The organism is Agrobacterium sp. K11 (assembly GCF_059429395.1).
This window is the reverse complement of sequence record NZ_JCAHRB010000003.1, coordinates 687,638-703,681: the sequence shown is the minus strand read 5'-3', so window position 1 is coordinate 703,681 and position 16,044 is coordinate 687,638. Positions and strand designations below refer to the sequence as shown.

Genomic DNA, 16,044 nt, shown 5'->3' with positions numbered 1-16,044 from the left:
ATGCAAAAATGCAGTGTCTGACATCCAAACGAGCGCGAGCAAAGCTGCATGGCTTCCCTGCTACATCATGAGTTGTAGCAGAGGCCAAGAATGCCCATTATCTGGGCATCAAAGATGGAGAGAAAAATGCGTCAGGTTGCAAAGACATCGCGTAACTTCTTTGGCGAAACTTTCGCCGTTCTCGGTGCCGCACTTTCGGTTTCGGCCGCTGTTCGCGCGCATCGCAAGCCGGCCCGCGCCGACCTCGAAGCGCTTGGCATCGACGGCAAGGCTTTCGACAAGGTTCAGCTCTAAGCTGATTATCGTTTGCAGCGAGGCGACATCGCCTCGCTCGTGCGTATATGTTGGCGGGCCTTAGCGTTCCGCCTGCTTTCGGTTCGGCCGTTTTCTCGGACCGATCAGTTTATCCGGTAAATGCAGCTGGCTTTCGAGCGGCTCATAACGATCTGCTTTTGCGGAGAGTGCGAAGCGTCCAAGGGACTCATGTCGCGTTTCGCCATTATGGCTGAAAACAAGCTCGAAATTACCCGCAAGCCAGCTATAGGGTTTTCCGGCCGGCATCGGCTCTATCTTCCCGCAGCCATAAATCATCGTGATATGCGGCGTGAAAGATGGTGCCGCGATATAGGGAAGGTTTGCCTGTCGAAGCGCTCGTTGCAGCAGCTTCACCAGAGCGTTGATCTCCGGCAGATCACCACCGTTTCGCAGCACCAGACTATTGCGATTGCCGAAAAGCGCGCTTGCGTCCAGGGTGACCGGAACAGGCCGCGCGTTTACAGCACCCATTGCTGCCTTCAGCCTGCTTGTCAGTCCGTGAGGGATTGTCTCGAAACATCCCAAACACAGCAGGGTTATGTGCAGAAGCTCGGCGGGATATGCCTCGCGGGTTGTCCGACCCATGGCATGATGCGACGCATCAACAAAAATTCTTTCCGCCAATTGCCGTGGTGGCTTCAGCAGTAGCAGGAGCTTGTTTCGAAAGCGCGGATTGATGCGCCGTATTTTCTGCGGCTCCAGCCCATCAAAACAAAGCTGCCTTAAGGCTCTTTCGTCCGCCAACTCGCACTCCATGACGATGCTCCACAGCCTTATACCAAGGCCGGAAACCTATCATTGCGCGGTGATAAAATAAAGAACAAAAGAGGAACAAAAGGCGGAATTGCTCCGCCTTCGTTTTACTCCCACTCGATCGTACCGGGCGGCTTGCTCGTCACGTCATAGACGACACGGTTGATGCCGCGGACTTCGTTGATGATGCGGGTCGCGGCGCGGCCGAGGAAATTCATGTCGTAGGGGTAGAAATCCGCCGTCATGCCATCCACGGAGGTCACGGCGCGGAGCGCACAGACGAAGTCATAGGTGCGGTAGTCACCCATGACGCCCACGGTCTGCACCGGCAGGAGCACTGCGAAGGCCTGCCAGATGGTGTCGTAAAGACCCGCCTTGCGGATTTCGTCGAGATAGATCGCATCTGCCTTGCGCAGAATATCGAGCTTCTCGCGGGTGACCGCACCGGGGCAACGGATCGCCAGACCCGGGCCGGGGAAGGGATGGCGCCCGATGAAGCTTTCCGGCAAGCCGAGTTCACGGCCAAGCGCACGCACCTCGTCCTTGAAGAGCTCGCGCAGCGGCTCCACCAGCTGCATGTTCATGCGCTCGGGAAGGCCACCGACATTGTGGTGGCTCTTGATGGTGACGGAAGGACCGCCAGAGAAGGAAACGCTCTCGATGACGTCAGGGTAAAGCGTACCCTGCGCGAGGAAATTCGGAGCACCCTTGCCGTCTGCTGCGATCTTGGCAGCTTCCGCCTCGAAGACCTCGATGAACAAACGGCCGATAGTCTTGCGCTTCACTTCCGGGTCGGAGACGCCAGAAAGCTGGCCCAGGAACATGTCTGCGGCATCCACATGTACCAGCGGAATATTGTAATGGTCGCGGAACATGCCGACGACCTGCTCGCTTTCGCCAAGCCGCATCAGACCGTGGTCGACGTAAACGCAGGTCAGCTGGTCACCGATCGCCTCATGGATGAGGATCGCCGCAACCGAGGAATCGACGCCGCCGGAGAGTGCGCAGAGCACGCGCCCGGTGCCGACCTGATCGCGGATCTTGCGGATCATCTCGGCGCGATAGGCTGCCATCGTCCAATCGGATTTGAGACCGACGATCTTGTGCACGAAGTTGGAGAGCAGCTTGCCGCCATCTGGCGTATGCACCACTTCCGGGTGGAACATGGTGGTGTAATAGTGGCGTGTCTCGTCGGCAGCTATGGCGAAGGGTGCGTTCTCGGAGGTTGCGATAACCTCGAAACCTTCCGGCAGTTTCGTCACGCGGTCGCCGTGGCTCATCCAGACGGGATAGCTCTTGCCCTGTTCCCAGAAACCGTCGAACAGAGGGCTTGCCTTTTTGATGTCGATATCGGCGCGCCCGAATTCCGCCGCGTGACCGCCCTCGACAACGCCGCCAAGCTGGGTGCAGAGCGTCTGCTGGCCGTAGCAGATGCCGAGGATCGGAACCTTGCTGTCGAACACCGCCTGCGGCGCTCGCGGGCTGCCTTCCGCCGTGACAGATGCGGGGCCGCCGGAGAAGATCACGCCCTTGGGCTGGAGCTTCTCAAACGCCTCTGCGGCATTCTGAAACGGGTGGATTTCGCAATAGACCCCGGCTTCGCGGATGCGGCGCGCAATCAGCTGCGTCACCTGGCTGCCGAAATCGATGATGAGAATGCTGTCGGGATGGGCTATCTGGGTCATGGCGAGCCTTTAAAGAAAATGGCGGCTTTAGGCAACCCGGAAGCGGGCGTCTAAAAGCGGAAATTTACTAAAATCGCGAGGTTCAAAGGGTGATCGCACCATCTTCGATGGCGCGGCAAAGCCTGTCGACGGCGTCTGCGAGCTTTTCATCGATGATATGCAAGTATTCCGTCCAGTCGTCCACATGGTTCACATCTTCCCTGCCATCGGAAATACCGCGCAGGCCGATGAGCGGCACGCCGAAGCGCTGGCAGGCCCGGAGCACGGCATAGGTTTCCATTTCCACCATATCGGCATCGATCGACCCATAGGCAGCACCAGAGACGACGTTAGCACCCGTGGAAAGCCGCGCCTCGGCAATATCGGGTATGCGCAGGGGCAAGGCCACCTCGGCCGGCAGATCGAGAAACGGCGTGCGACCCTTTTCAAAACCGAAGGCTGAGGCATCCATGTCGCGATAGGCAACAGAAATCGCCTGATAGATGCCAGTCTGGTCGAGCGTCCGCGAGCCGGCGGAGCCGAGCGAAACGACAAGGTCAGGCAGATGACCCGCCGCATCGAGACCAGCAAGAATTGCCGTGACCGAAATCGCTGCCTCGACCGGGCCGACGCCGGTCATCAAGGGCGCGATGCGCGCCTGCAGGTGGGGGCCGTATTCGGCGGAAGCCGCCATGACGAAAAGAATGGATTTGTCTGCAACATGCAAAAGCCGGTAGCTCATCCGGTAATATCCTCGCGGCCCTTCACCACCATCATCGTGCCTGTCATGGAGGCGATCAGCTTCGCCGGCCCGTCGGAAAGGGCGTAAGCGCGGCCATCGGCAACGATCAGGTTGTTGCCCGGCTTGATGATTTCGCCACGAAACAGGAACCGCTCGCCGCGCCCGGGTGACATGAGGTTGACCTTGAACTCGATTGTCAGCAGCGAGGCTTCCGGCTCTATGATCGTATAGGCGGCATAGGTGCAGGCGGTATCCAGGCCGGCGGCAATGACACCGGCATGCAATATGCCGTGCTGCTGTGTCAGCTTTTCATGAAACGGCAGCTCGATTTCCACCAGACGGTGTTCGATGCGGCTTATCTGCGCACCGATTGCCTGCACCACACCCTGCCGCGCAAAGCTTCTTTCTATCCGCTGACGAAAATCGCCGGGATCCGTGATCTCCATTGGCTTACCTGCCTGCTTTTGTCCTCACCGCAAACTGACATGGCGTGTGGCGGCGGGCAAGGCAAGTGCCGCAGGAGCAATTAGTTCAGCACGGCGATGCTGGCATTCAGCAGCATGGCAAAGGCGACCCAAAGGGCATAGGGCACGAAAAGCCACATGGAGATGCGGTCGCGACTATAGGTGAGCGCAATGAAAGCCAGAATGCAGATCAGCATCGGCACGATGATGACGAGCGCACCTGTCGGGCTTTGCATGCCGAAAAAGATGGGCGACCACAGGAAATTCAGCACCAGCTGCGTGAACCAGAGACGCATGCGCGTGCCCGCCGGTCTCACGATCCATGTTCGCGCGCCTGCAATGCCGATCATCACGTAGAGCGTTGTCCAAACGGGGCCGAATATCCAGTTGGGCGGGTTGAATGGCGGCTTCTGAAGCGACTGGTACCATTCGCCCGGCACGTTGTTGATGCCGATGAGCGCACCCAGCGCAACAACCACAACCACGAAAATGATATACACGGACAGGTTTTTCATGACGCCTCAAATGCTTTTTGGTCTTTTTTGTTCCGGTGCATTTTCAGTATTTTAGCCTGAAATACGCACGATATGCTGGTCCCACGCCACGTCACTGCGAATAGCCTCGAAAAATCCTTCATAGGAAGAAACCGCAATGCCCTTTGTGGCGGGGGCAACGCCCGCAGCCTCCCGCACGGTCGTCTCTGATACAACACGCCCGGTTTTCACATCCAGCGTCACGGCCGCGTTGCCATTGGGTGAGGTCAGGCCCACCAGGCCATCGCGCCGGTTGACGGCGATGGCACCGACATAATTGGCAAGGCGCACCGTCGTTTGCTCTGGTAGATCGACGAAGGCAAGGTCCTCGCCCTTCGAGAAATGGCCAACAAGCGGCGGAAGATCGTTGCGCGGTCCCTCATATTGGCAGGCGAACCAGACACGCCCGTCATCGCCGAGATCGACATGGCGGGTGGAAAGCTGTCGTAACTGGTCTGGCATCGTATGTTTCTGGATCAACTGGCCGCTGGCGGCGTCCAGAAGCACGAGCGACGGCTGCATGCTGTCGACATTGAGTTTGGTTCGGCCGAAATCCGGGTGGGTCTCGATGCCGCCATTGGCGATCACGATCAGCCTGCCATCGTCGCTCACGGTCATGTCATGGGTGCCAATGCCGTGGGCGTCGTATTCACCGATGCGGGCAAATCCGTTGCGGGCATCGTAAAGCCCGATAACACCGCGATTGCCATCGAAGTCGTTTTCACTGGCGTAGAGGATCGCACCGTCGGGAGAAAATTGTCCGTGGCCGTAGAAGTGGCGGTTTTCCGGCGTGTGCATCACGACAGGTTCGCGGCGTCGCGCGGGGTCAAAGGCCATGAAGAAGGTGCCGGGCCGGCGCGCAAAGGCCACTGTCATGCCGGTCGCATGGCTCGTTGCCATTCCATGGGCGCGGGCTGGGAGCGCAACACGGTCGATGATCTCGCCGCGTTCGCTCACAGTCGCAATGCCGTAGGAACCGTCATGGGCGCGAAAAGCGGAAGCGAAGACAGCGTCGGCGCGTTCAAGCGCATGCAGCGAGCCGGGAGCGAGCGTCGCAAGGAACGGAATGCCCACCGCCTTGATGAAGCTGCGCCGGTCTATGAGCGTCGGCTTTTTGCCTGATATCACCGCCTCAGTCTCCGTCGGCGAAGGAAAAGCCGGAGCTGAGACCGATTGCGCCGCCATACTGGTCGTTGAGGCGGTAGATCAGGTCTTTGCCGTTCAGCAGCAGGTAATCCACCTTGGCGCGTTGCTGGTCGTCATCAAGGGCCTTTTCCACGTTGGTATCAATCGTTCCGGCAATGCGGATCATCGATTTGGCGATGAAATCGATGGAGTTGACGATGGAGCGCTGGTCGGGTGGCACGAGTTCGACCATATCGGCCGTGTGCAGGAGGGTTTGAACGGCCTTGATGTTTGCGGCAATGCTTTTCCACGTCAGGCCGGACCGCCAGTAGATCGCCGTGCGGGGAAACTTCGCCTTGTCCGGCCCCTTGTAGAACGTCTCTATGCGCTGGTCGCGGATTGCTTCGGCGCCGTGCACGAGAATGCCAAGCAGCGCAACCAGCGCCTCACGCTCATCGCGAAAGACGGGATTATCCGCGCCGGGCTGCGTCCAGTTTTTCTGCGCGCCGTCAGGTGTGTTCCAGCTGTCGGAAAGCTCCACCGCCACATTGGCAACGTTGCCGGCAATCGCCGCGCCATAACGGCAACGGAAATCGCCCTTCTTGTCGAACAGGTCACCCGCATCGGTGCCATAGAGCACGAATTCCAGCGCGCCGAGGCCCTGCGCTGCGACACTCTTGCCCTTCAGGCTCTCGGCGCTGGTGACGCTTTCGTCCTTTTCCGCAAGGTAACGCTGTACCTGTTTCAGGCCAAGACCCTTCTTGTCTGGGTAATAGAGCACACGTTCGAAGCGGTTGTGCTCGATCACCGGACCGACCCGAACGATCTCGATGGTTGACCAGCTGGAGACCGTATCAGCAAAGGCCGCTTTGGCCGCCTCATCCGTCGTTTTGGAAGGGGCGGCGCAGAAAGCCTGCATGCTGCCTTCCAGCTTCTCTGCCGATTGCCGGAAGTGGTCATAGCCGGGACGGATGAAACCGTTCACCGCTTTTTCCATCACGCCCCGCACCTGTACGGGGTCGAGTGGTGGCGGCGGCATCAGCTCCACATCCTGCGCCATTGCGGGCCGCATGCCCAAAAGCAGCAGCACGGAGATGAGACCGGGTATTTTTCGCATGGCATTTTTCATCAAAGGGACTCCAGAAAAGCCAGCAAAGCCTGCCGGTCGGATTTTTGCAAGGCGGCAAAGGCATCGCGCGCTTTTTGCGCTTCGCCGCCGTGCCATAATATCGCTTCTGTCAGGCTGCGCGCCCGCCCGTCATGCAGGTAAAAACCGTTGCCATTCACGCTTCGCGTCAGACCGATACCCCAGAGCGGCTGGGTTCGCCATTCCTGCCCGCTTGCTTCGCCCACCTGCTGGCCATCGGCAAGCTCCTCTCCCATGTCGTGCAGCAGAAAATCCGAATAGGGCCAGATCAGCTGGAAAGACTGCATGGGGTCGGCAGTGTCACGGCGGGTGACGAATTTCGGTGTATGGCAGGATGTGCAGCCGGATGCGTAAAAAAGCTGCTTTCCCCGCAACACGGTGGGATCACCCACATCGCGGCGCTGCGGCACTGCAAGGTTCTCGGTGTAAAAGGTCACGAGATCGAGAATGGGGTCCGGCGCCTCCACTGGCCCAAGCCGTGGCTGCACGCCGGTCGGCATGGCAAGACAGTCTTTTTGAACGTCGGTGCAATCACCATAGGCGTTTTGTGCATCCGGCGTGGAAATGCCGATATCGTGGGAGAAGGCGCTGGCGCTCTGGTCGCGGACGCTGGCGTTCTGGGCTTTCCAGCCAAATCGGCCGAGCTTCACTTCGCCGGTCCGGTGATCCCGTACAAAAGCAGGGCGCCCGGAAATGCCGTCGCCATTTTTGTTATCCGGATCGGCGCCGGCCAGAATATCGGCATCGGCAATGGCCTCGATCAGCCCAAGCCCAAGGGTTGGCATGGCAATCCGCGCCGACAAAGTCGTATCGACGCCCAGGGGGCCATAGTGCAGGCCTGCCACGGCATAGTCTGGCTTGCGCAGCATCACCACCTCGCCGTCGGCCAGCCGCACGGGTTTCTCGATATAGGTGACGACAGGTTTGCCCTCTGCGGCGAGGCCGGGAATGGCAACGTTCTGAAGCTGCCGGCCATAGGTCTCGTCGGGAAAATTCAACACCTCGTGGCGCGCAATCGCTGCCCGTTCCGCCTCGTTGCGGGCAGGCCGGGCCAGCCGCAGAAACAGGGAGACGGCATCTTCGCCGGCAAGTGGCGGTCGGCCTCTGCCGTCCTTCACATGGCAGGCCTGGCAGGATCGGGCGTTATAGAGCGGCCCCAACCCGTCCGAGGCTTGCGTGGAGGAGGGGGAAGACACCCAGAGCTTCTGGAACAGCGCATTGCCGAGCTTGAAATCCTGTTTTCTCTCAAACGGCATTGTTGCGGATGGATGCGAAAACGCGCCGCTATCGGCTTTATGGGTGCTGGTCGTTGCCCCGCCGGACATGGCCTCGAAGGGCTCCGGCATGGTAAAATCCATCGTCGGCGCGGTGACAGCCTGAACGCGGCTTTGGTCTTTTTCCGTCAGATCGTCACGAAGCGGTGCGGCAAGCACCATCGATGCCACAAGGCAGGCTGCCCCGGCGAAGAAGAACGGCTTGCGGATCCGCGGCAGCGATGAGTTCATGGAAAGCATGGGAATGGCGGGCCGCAGCGATCTGCGGCCCGCATTGGCTCTTATTTGAAGACGGCGTTCGGATTATCGAGGCTGGCGGAACCCTCAAGTTCGATCTTGCCGAGATCGAGTGCCGCAATCACGCGTTCGACGGTTTTCGTCTGGTCGAGAAGGCCGTCGATGGCCGCCTGAACCACGGCGTTGCCTTCCTTGTTGCCTTCGCCGATCATCTGGTCGTAGGCCTCGACCGTCTGGGCACGCTTTTCCATGGCATGCATGGCGTCGAGCGTCTTGTTCAGCTTCGCCGTCATCTCGTCGTTCAGCGCCTTGTCCTTGGCGCCCACCAGCTCCGAAAGCGAGGCGCCGGTCATCTTCGTTCCATCCACACGGGTATATTCGCCGGTATAGGCAGATGCGATGCCGATGGCGTCGTTAAGATGCGAATTATAGGTATTGTCTGAGAAGCAATCATGCTCCTCTTCCGGATCGTGCAGCAGAAGGCCGAGCTTCATGCGCTCCCCTGCCAGCTCGCCATAGGAAAGAGAGCCCATGCCGGTGAGAATGGCGGTCAGGCCGGCTTTCGGGTCGGCTTCCACTGTCTTGGTGGCTTCGCCTTCCGGCGCCCAGGCGTCCACCATTTCCTGAAGATCCTTGATCAGCAGGGTGGAGGCGGACTTCAGGTAATCGGCGCGGCGGTCGCAATTGCCGTTCGTGCAATTCTTCTTGTCGTAGTCGGTATAGGGGCGGTTGCCCGCACCAGGTCCGGTGCCGTTCAGGTCCTGGCCCCAGAGCAGGAATTCGATGGCGTGGTAACCGGTCGTCACATTGGCTTCGACATCGCCCGCCTCGTGCAGGCTTTCGATCAGTTCGGGGGTGATCTTCGAGGTATCGACATCTTCGCCGCTGATCTTGATCTTCGGATTGGCGATGATGTTTGCGACGTAAAGCTCGTTCTCGTCGCTCTCGGTGCCGTAGGAACCGTCGACATAGTCGATCAGGCCTTCATCCAGCGGCCAGGCGTTTACCTTGCCTTCCCAGGCGTCGACCACAGGGTTGCCGAAACGATAGACTTCCGATTGCTGGTAGGGAACGCGCGCCTTGATCCACGCTTCACGTGCAGCTTTCAGCGTTCCTTCGCTCGGTGTTGCGATCAGCGCGTCGATTGCCTTGTCCAGCGCCTTCGCCGTGGTCAGCGAATCCTCGTATTTCGCATGCGCGACGTCGGCGTAATGCTTGACGACAGCGGCGGCGTCGGTCGCAGCGCTGGCGGGAAGCGCGGTGAAGGTCGCGGATGCGGCCAGAAGCGCGAAAGACGCGCTGAGAATGGTTTTGCGGATCATGATCCCTCTCCTTGGGCAGGCGTGAAATAACTTCACGCTGCGGCAAGCGAGTTCTGACCCAATCGCAAACTTGTGTCAAATATTCTAGTTTAGAATGCTTTGAAACAAGCTACTCGGTATTTTTCGAAGTAAAATCAGCGCGTGCAAAACCTGTTTCACGCTTTGCGTTTCATTACGCAGAAGAAGAAACCATCCGTATCTGTAGTTGCAGGCGTCAGCGTCACTGTCTTGCCGTCAGAGGAATGCGGTTTGTTTGCATTGCCGCCAAAAGTCGTCTGCCAGCGTTCCAGTGCCGAACCGATATAGAATTGCGGATTTTCTTCGCAGAAGCGCTTGACCTGCTGCTCGTTTTCCTCGGGCAGAACCGAGCAGGTGACATAAAGCAGCTCGCCGCCGGGGCGCACAAAACCCTTGGCCTGCGAAAGGGCCTCGCCCTGCTGCTGTACCCGTTCTTCCAGATTGCGTGTCGTCAGCCGCCATTTGGTGTCAGGCCGCCGGCGCCATGTTCCGGTGCCAGTGCAGGGGGCGTCCACCAGAACGCGATCGAATTTTTCATGAAACGGGACAAGTCCGGCTGCGCGGTCATGAACCTGCACATTGCGCGTGCCGGCTCGTTTCAGCCGCTCGATGATCGGCGCGAGCCGCTTGCGATCGGCGTCGAAGGCGTGAACCTGACCCTTGTTGTTCATGCTGGCGGCCATGGCCAGCGTCTTGCCGCCGCCACCTGCGCAATAATCGAGGATCTGTTCGCCTTCATGCGCGCCGGCAAGATCGGCAACGATCTGCGATCCCTCGTCCTGCACTTCGAACCAGCCTTTCTGGAAGGACAGTTCTGCGGTCACATTCGGCAGGCGGGAAGGGCCTTCGCCGGCGGGGATGCGGACACCCTGACGGGCGATATGCGTTGCTTCCGCACCGCTCTCTCCCAGTGCCTTCAGCACCTTGTCGCGAGTGGCCTTCAGCGTGTTGGCCCGCAGATCAAGTGTCGGGCGCTGGTTCAGCGCCTGCGCCTCGGCAAGCCAGCCCTCTCCGAACTCCGTCTCGAAGGATGCTTGAACCCATTCGGGAATGTCGCCCTGAATATGGGCTGGTGCATCGGCGAGAGAACGGGAGAGAAAGGCTTTCTGCTTTTCTTCATCAGGCGCGGCAGGGGCAAATTTGTCGCCGTCGAATTCCGCCGCAAGTTCCGAAAAGCTCTTGCCCCATTGGCGCAGCAGAACTGCATAACCAAGCGAGGCGGCGCTGTCGTCATCCATCAGCCAGGCGTGTGACAGTTTCATGCGCAGCGCGTCATAGACGATGTTGCCGATCGCGGCCCTGTCACCCGAACCTGCGAAACGATGGGCAAGTCCCCAGTCCTTCAGAGCATCGGCAACGGGACGCCTGCGTCCCTCAATATCCGCCAAAACTTCGATTGCTCCGGCCAAACGCCCGCCCAAACGCATTGTCTACCTCATTTTGCTGATTAGCCCGGTTGGTAGACGCGAATGGCGGCAAGGGCAAGGCTCAATCGGCGCTGACGACCTCGTAGCAGACCTTGGCGGTGCCGGAACTGATCATGCCGATGTTTTTGGCAGCGGCCTTGGAAAGATCGAGAACGCGACCCTTGATGAACGGACCGCGGTCATTGATGCGCACCACAACGGCCTTGCCGTTACGGGCATTGGTAACCTTGACCTTGGTGCCGAACCGCAGCGAGCGGTGAGCGGCGGTCATGTTGGCGGCGTTCATACGCTCGCCCGAAGCAGTCTTGGAGCTCAACGCATACCACGATGCCCCTCCACAACCATTTGCCGCATTCGCCTGAAGAGGCGCAATGATGGAACAGGCGGCTATAGTTGCGACGGTGAAAGTTATACGACGGATATTCAACAAACTGTGCTTCCCTGAAAATCGGCCCCGCGCCGATTGATTGTGCCCTTGCTAAACGGCCATTGTCTGGCCTGAACGCGTTTGAATGCGAGATTGTAGGGCGAGGGAAAAATGGCGAAAAAAAGCTGATCTCAAATCACGAAGTGTTACAGACTGTAACATTCGTGATCGTTAGCCGGAAAGGTGTCGTCGGTGCCTTATTGTTGAAAACTGGAAAAAATGACGCAGAATCAATGCTCAATGGAAATGCTGTTACAAGTCACGCCTTCGTGAATCGAGTTCACGAAATGTGAGTGAAATATTTTTCTAATGGCTACGATTTTAGCGATTTTTGCATGGTTAATAAAAGCCTAATTGACTGAAAAACCACCAAAACCATCCTCAAAAACGGGTTTGGAAGGATTTTTCATCGCTTTTAAATGGGGAATTTTTAGCCCCGCCAGAGGCCGCTTTCCCACAATTGTGTCAGGGAGATTTTGTACTCCGGGAAGCTGAAATCGAAACCAAGGCCACGTATCCTGGCGTTGGAAACACGCTTGTTCTCGCCGTAAAAGGAGCGTGCCATCGGCGTCAGATCGGCGGTCTCGAATGCCTGTTCGGGAGGCGGCTCAACGCCCATCAACGTGGCGGCGAAGCTCACCACATCCTGCGGCGGGGCGGGTTCATCATCCGTCACATTGAAGAGGCCGCGTTCATTTCTCCGCGCCAGAAAGGCGTGGGCCGCACCAATATCCTCAACCCGGATGCGGTTGAACACCTGGTCTTTCTTCACCAGCCTGCGCGCCGTTCCCTTTTCGAAATTCATGAAACTATTGCGTCCGGGGCCGTAAATTCCCGAAAGGCGCAAGATGGCAAGCGGCACGCCCGCTTTTTCAGCAGCCGCAGCCCACGCGGTTTCGGCAGCAACGCGTTCCACGGACCGGGCGGACACCGGGCGGCACGGGGTTTCCTCACCCACCCATGCGCCGTCATGGTCGCCATAGACGCCAACGGTGGAAAGATAAGCGATCCATTCAAGCTTGGGCAGAAGCCGTTTCAGGTCGTCGCCCAAAAGCGCAAGCAGTGGATCTCCATCCTTGCCCGGCGCGATGGACTGCACGAGATGGGTGACATTGGTCATTGTGGCGATGAGATCGTCATTAAGATGGGCACCGTCGAACAGGAAGGGTGTCATGCCAGTTGCAGCAAGGCTTGCGAACTTGTCCGTGCTGCGCGTGGTGCCCGATATCGTTGCAGCTTCGGTTTTCAGCGCGTTTGCGATGGCCTTGCCCGAATATCCTGCGCCGAAAATCATCACATGCATGGGTCACGCCTCTGCCAGTTGCCATTCCATTTCCGCCTCTGGATCAGGCTCCGGGGCGCGGCCGGCAGAGTATGCACGGAATTCCTCGCTGTCCATAAGCTGCGACAAAGCCCATGCGGCCATGCCGCGCACCTCCGGTGCCGGGTCTTTTTCGGCGAGAGACTTGCATTGCTGCACGAATTGCTGGTCGCGCGAGTTTCCAGCCGCTATCAGCACGTTGCGGATGAAGCGGTTACGCCCGATGCGCTTGACTGGTGAGCCGCTGAAGAAGCTGCGGAAGGCAGCGTCGTCCAGCGTCAGCAGGAAGGCGATGGAAGGTTCCTTCAAATCCTCGCGCGCCTGCAGCTTCATCTCGGAGGCGCTGGCCGCGAATTTGTTCCAGGGACAGGCGGCAAGGCAATCGTCGCAGCCATAGATGCGGTTGCCTATCATCGGCCGGAACTCGTGCGGGATGACGCCTTTGTGCTCAATGGTGAGGTAGGAGATGCAGCGGCGGGCGTCCAGCTGGTAGGGGGCGGGGAAGGCGGCCGTCGGACAGGCATCGAGACAGGCGCGACAGGAGCCGCAATGGTCCTTCTCTGCCTCATCAAGACAAAGCTCGGCGGTGGTGAACATGCTGCCGAGAAACAGCCAGGAACCATGGGTGCGGCTGACCAGATTGGTGTGTTTGCCCTGCCAGCCGAGACCCGCGGCTGCGGCAAGCGGTTTTTCCATCACCGGCGCAGTGTCAACGAAGACCTTCACGTCCTCGCCGGCGCGCGCGGCAAAACGGGTGGCGATTTCTTTCAGTCGCCCTTTTATGACGTCGTGATAGTCGCGGTTGCGGGCATAGACCGAAATTGCTGCGTTGTCGGCTTTGGACAGAACGCCGCGAGGATCTTCTTCAGGCCCGTAATTCAGCCCGAACATGACAATGGAGCGCACGTCGCCCCACAGCGTTTTCGGCTCGGCGCGACGGGCCTCGGTCTCCTCCATCCACGCCATCGTGCCATGATAGCCCTTATCCAGAAACTGCCTCAGCCGTCCTGGTGCCAGCGGAATGCTGTCCGGCGCGGTGATACGACAGAGATCGAAGCCGAGCGAAAGCGCCTCCTGACGAACGAAGTCCGTCAGTTTGCGAGCGCGTATCCGCTGCTTGTCGCTGGCAACGTCGATTGTCGTTTCTCCTGCGGGTTACTCTGCGACATATATATGCGTAGCTACACGCCGCAGCAAATAACCGGGAGGCCGAAACTTAGAAATCCAGATCGGCGTAGTGAGAGGAGGGGGCAAGGCGCGGAATGCGCTCGCTGAGGAACGGCCGGAAGGACGGGCGCGATTTCAGCCGCTGATACCACTCCTTGGCAATGGGCGCTTCAAGCCAGTTGATTTCGCCGAGATAATCCAGCACCGAAACAGAAGCAGCCGCGGCCAGATCGGCATAACTCAATCGGTCGCCGGCGAGCCACGTCCGCGAACCCGCCAGCCATTCCAGATATTTGATGTGCTGACGAACATTGTTACGCGCGGTGCGCAGAAGCTTGGAATCCGGGGGGCCACCACCCTGCGCCGCCGTCATCTGCAATTTATAAACCCGCTCCCGCACCAGCGGTCGGGTCACATCGTTTTCCATCTTCTGCAGGAACCACTCGGTCAAGCGGCGGATTTCCGCCCGCTGAAACGGGTCTTCCGCCAGCAATCGCCGGTCACGCTTCAAAACCCCGTGCGTTTCGTCGAGAAATTCGGCGAGCACGTAGGGACCGCTGAGAGAGCGCATATTGTCATCGAGATAGACCGGCAGGGTGCCCGCCGGATTCAGCGCCAGAAACTCCCGCCTTCTTTCCCACGGCTGCTCCTCCACGAGATCGGTCTGGAACCCGTATTCCGAAAGGATCAGACGAACGAACCGGGATGCGGTCGACATGGGAGAGTGATAGAGAGTTGGCATCGGTACTCAATTTTTACGATTGGTTGTCATGATCGACAATTGCCGGAAAACTTTTTCAGTTTCGCTTCATCAAGACGCTATAAGAGCTTGGCTACTTTAAAACAAGTTTAACGCAATTGCTTTCCATTCCCGCTTCCCCCTGAAAAAAGGATACCTCATGGGTGACCAATCGATCATCAGCGCGCTTTTGCTGGGCATTATCGAGGGTCTTACGGAGTTCATTCCCGTTTCCTCAACGGCGCATGTGCTGCTGGCCGGGCATTTTCTCGGCTTCAAATCGCCGGGCAACACCTTTGCCGTTCTCATTCAGCTCGGCGCGATCATTGCTATCCTTCTTGTTTATTTTCAGAAGCTTGTGTCGATCGCCATGGCGATGCCAACAAGTGCCAAGGCGCGCCGCTTCGTGCTGGCCGTCGCTGTCGCCTTCCTGCCAGCGGCGGTGATCGGCGCTCTGGCGCATGACTTCATCAAGACGGTGCTGTTCGAAACACCCATCCTCATCTGTATCGTGCTGGTTATAGGCGGCGTCATATTGCTGGCCGTCGACCGAATGCCGCTGAAGCCCAGATATACCGACATTATGGATTATCCGCCGTCGCTTGCCTTCAAGATCGGTCTGTTCCAGTGCCTTGCGATGGTTCCGGGCACCTCCCGGTCCGGCGCTACCATTGTTGGCGCGCTGTTGATGGGCACGGACAAGCGCTCCGCCGCCGAATTCTCGTTTTTCCTGGCGATGCCGACCATGGTCGGCGCGTTTGTGCTCGATCTCTACAAGAACCGCGATGCGCTGAGCTTCGATGACAGTGCGCTGATTGCCGTAGGCTTCATCGCCGCTTTCGTCTCCGGCCTGTTCGTCGTGCGCTCGCTGCTGGACTTCGTCTCGCGACGCGGTTTTGCACCCTTTGCCTGGTGGCGCATCGTCATCGGCTCGCTGGGTCTGGCGGCACTTCTGCTCTACCGTTGAGCCGAGCTTTAAAATAGCCGTTCGTTTCCAATGCACGGACAAAATAAAAAGCGCCCCGGAGAATCCGGAGGCGCTTTTTATTTGAGACTTGTGAAAGCTGATCAGTTCGTGCTGATCGAAGCCGTTGCGCAAGGGTCGACACCGTAGGCGGGAGCGCAACCGCTCTTGCCCGCTGCAACCGTGCCCGGCGCCATGAAAGAACCCGCCAGAACCACCAAAGCCGCACACGCAAAAAAGAGTGCGATAGATCTGCCCATTTTATTATTGCCTTTCAGACGTTCGTTCGCGCGGATTACGCCGCCGTGTGTGAAGTGAGGGTTCTGGATATGTTAGGAATGTGGCCATTATCAATAAAGCGGCTTGCTGAATACCGGGTTAATGCGAAGTCTTTTCCACAGTTGC

Annotated in this window: 16 protein-coding genes; 2 read left to right on the top strand and 14 right to left on the bottom strand. The window is 58.6% G+C overall.

All coding sequences use genetic code 11. The annotated features are described in order from the left end of the window. Nucleotides 1-126: 126 nt before the first annotated feature. Nucleotides 127-294 (top strand): hypothetical protein, encoded by a 168-nt coding sequence (locus AC5SEO_RS08600; protein WP_003503889.1) that lies wholly within the window; start codon nt 127-129, stop codon nt 292-294. Nucleotides 295-354: 60 nt separating this feature from the next. On the opposite strand, the gene AC5SEO_RS08595 is transcribed toward AC5SEO_RS08600, so the two are convergent. The 14 genes from AC5SEO_RS08595 to AC5SEO_RS08530 form a co-directional block, all read right to left on the bottom strand. Continuing rightward, nucleotides 355-1,071: a 2'-5' RNA ligase family protein gene (locus AC5SEO_RS08595; protein ID WP_173992277.1), complete on the bottom strand. Its 717-nt coding sequence runs from the start codon at nt 1,069-1,071 to the stop codon at nt 355-357. Between the two features lie 104 nt (nt 1,072-1,175). Then, nucleotides 1,176-2,753, bottom strand: a complete 1,578-nt coding sequence (gene guaA, locus AC5SEO_RS08590; RefSeq protein WP_003514664.1) for a glutamine-hydrolyzing GMP synthase — start codon at nt 2,751-2,753, stop codon at nt 1,176-1,178. Nucleotides 2,754-2,835: 82 nt separating this feature from the next. Next, complete coding sequence (locus AC5SEO_RS08585) at nt 2,836-3,474, bottom strand: 5'-methylthioadenosine/S-adenosylhomocysteine nucleosidase (protein WP_141193498.1); 639 nt, start codon at nt 3,472-3,474, stop codon at nt 2,836-2,838. After that, nucleotides 3,471-3,920, bottom strand: a complete 450-nt coding sequence (locus tag AC5SEO_RS08580) for a PaaI family thioesterase (RefSeq protein WP_003514669.1) — start codon at nt 3,918-3,920, stop codon at nt 3,471-3,473. The genes AC5SEO_RS08585 and AC5SEO_RS08580 overlap by 4 nt, the downstream gene beginning before the upstream one ends. A gap of 80 nt (nt 3,921-4,000) precedes the next feature. Continuing rightward, on the bottom strand, nt 4,001-4,453 hold the full coding sequence (locus tag AC5SEO_RS08575) for a TspO/MBR family protein (RefSeq protein WP_174067958.1): 453 nt from the start codon (nt 4,451-4,453) through the stop codon (nt 4,001-4,003). A 51-nt stretch (nt 4,454-4,504) separates the two neighbouring features. After that, nucleotides 4,505-5,599, bottom strand: a complete 1,095-nt coding sequence (locus AC5SEO_RS08570; RefSeq protein WP_174067959.1) for a DUF1513 domain-containing protein — start codon at nt 5,597-5,599, stop codon at nt 4,505-4,507. Between the two features lie 4 nt (nt 5,600-5,603). Beyond that, nucleotides 5,604-6,725, bottom strand: coding sequence for an imelysin family protein (locus AC5SEO_RS08565; RefSeq protein ID WP_174067960.1), 1,122 nt, complete (start codon nt 6,723-6,725; stop codon nt 5,604-5,606). Continuing rightward, on the bottom strand, nt 6,725-8,257 hold the full coding sequence (locus AC5SEO_RS08560; protein ID WP_174067961.1) for a di-heme oxidoreductase family protein: 1,533 nt from the start codon (nt 8,255-8,257) through the stop codon (nt 6,725-6,727). The genes AC5SEO_RS08565 and AC5SEO_RS08560 overlap by 1 nt, the downstream gene beginning before the upstream one ends. Nucleotides 8,258-8,298: 41 nt before the next feature. After that, a complete protein-coding gene (locus AC5SEO_RS08555) occupies nt 8,299-9,576 on the bottom strand; it encodes an imelysin family protein (RefSeq protein WP_025592217.1) in 1,278 nt (425 codons plus the stop codon). A gap of 155 nt (nt 9,577-9,731) precedes the next feature. Further along, nucleotides 9,732-11,021 (bottom strand): RsmB/NOP family class I SAM-dependent RNA methyltransferase, encoded by a 1,290-nt coding sequence (locus AC5SEO_RS08550; protein WP_174067962.1) that lies wholly within the window; start codon nt 11,019-11,021, stop codon nt 9,732-9,734. A gap of 61 nt (nt 11,022-11,082) precedes the next feature. After that, nucleotides 11,083-11,451 carry a septal ring lytic transglycosylase RlpA family protein gene (locus AC5SEO_RS08545; protein ID WP_013635343.1) on the bottom strand — a complete coding sequence of 123 codons (369 nt, stop codon included), beginning with the start codon at nt 11,449-11,451 and terminating at the stop codon, nt 11,083-11,085. Between the two features lie 427 nt (nt 11,452-11,878). Continuing rightward, nucleotides 11,879-12,751, bottom strand: a complete 873-nt coding sequence (locus tag AC5SEO_RS08540; protein WP_174067963.1) for an SDR family oxidoreductase — start codon at nt 12,749-12,751, stop codon at nt 11,879-11,881. A 3-nt stretch (nt 12,752-12,754) separates the two neighbouring features. Next, entirely contained in the window at nt 12,755-13,906 is a 1,152-nt protein-coding gene (gene queG / locus AC5SEO_RS08535) for a tRNA epoxyqueuosine(34) reductase QueG (protein ID WP_174068018.1), read from the bottom strand. Nucleotides 13,907-13,985: 79 nt separating this feature from the next. Further along, a complete protein-coding gene (locus tag AC5SEO_RS08530) occupies nt 13,986-14,678 on the bottom strand; it encodes a glutathione S-transferase family protein (RefSeq protein WP_003514689.1) in 693 nt (230 codons plus the stop codon). Nucleotides 14,679-14,835: 157 nt separating this feature from the next. Between AC5SEO_RS08530 and AC5SEO_RS08525 the strand changes: the two genes are divergently transcribed. Continuing rightward, nucleotides 14,836-15,642: an undecaprenyl-diphosphate phosphatase gene (locus AC5SEO_RS08525; protein WP_495363815.1), complete on the top strand. Its 807-nt coding sequence runs from the start codon at nt 14,836-14,838 to the stop codon at nt 15,640-15,642. The last annotated feature ends 402 nt before the right edge of the window (nt 15,643-16,044 follow it).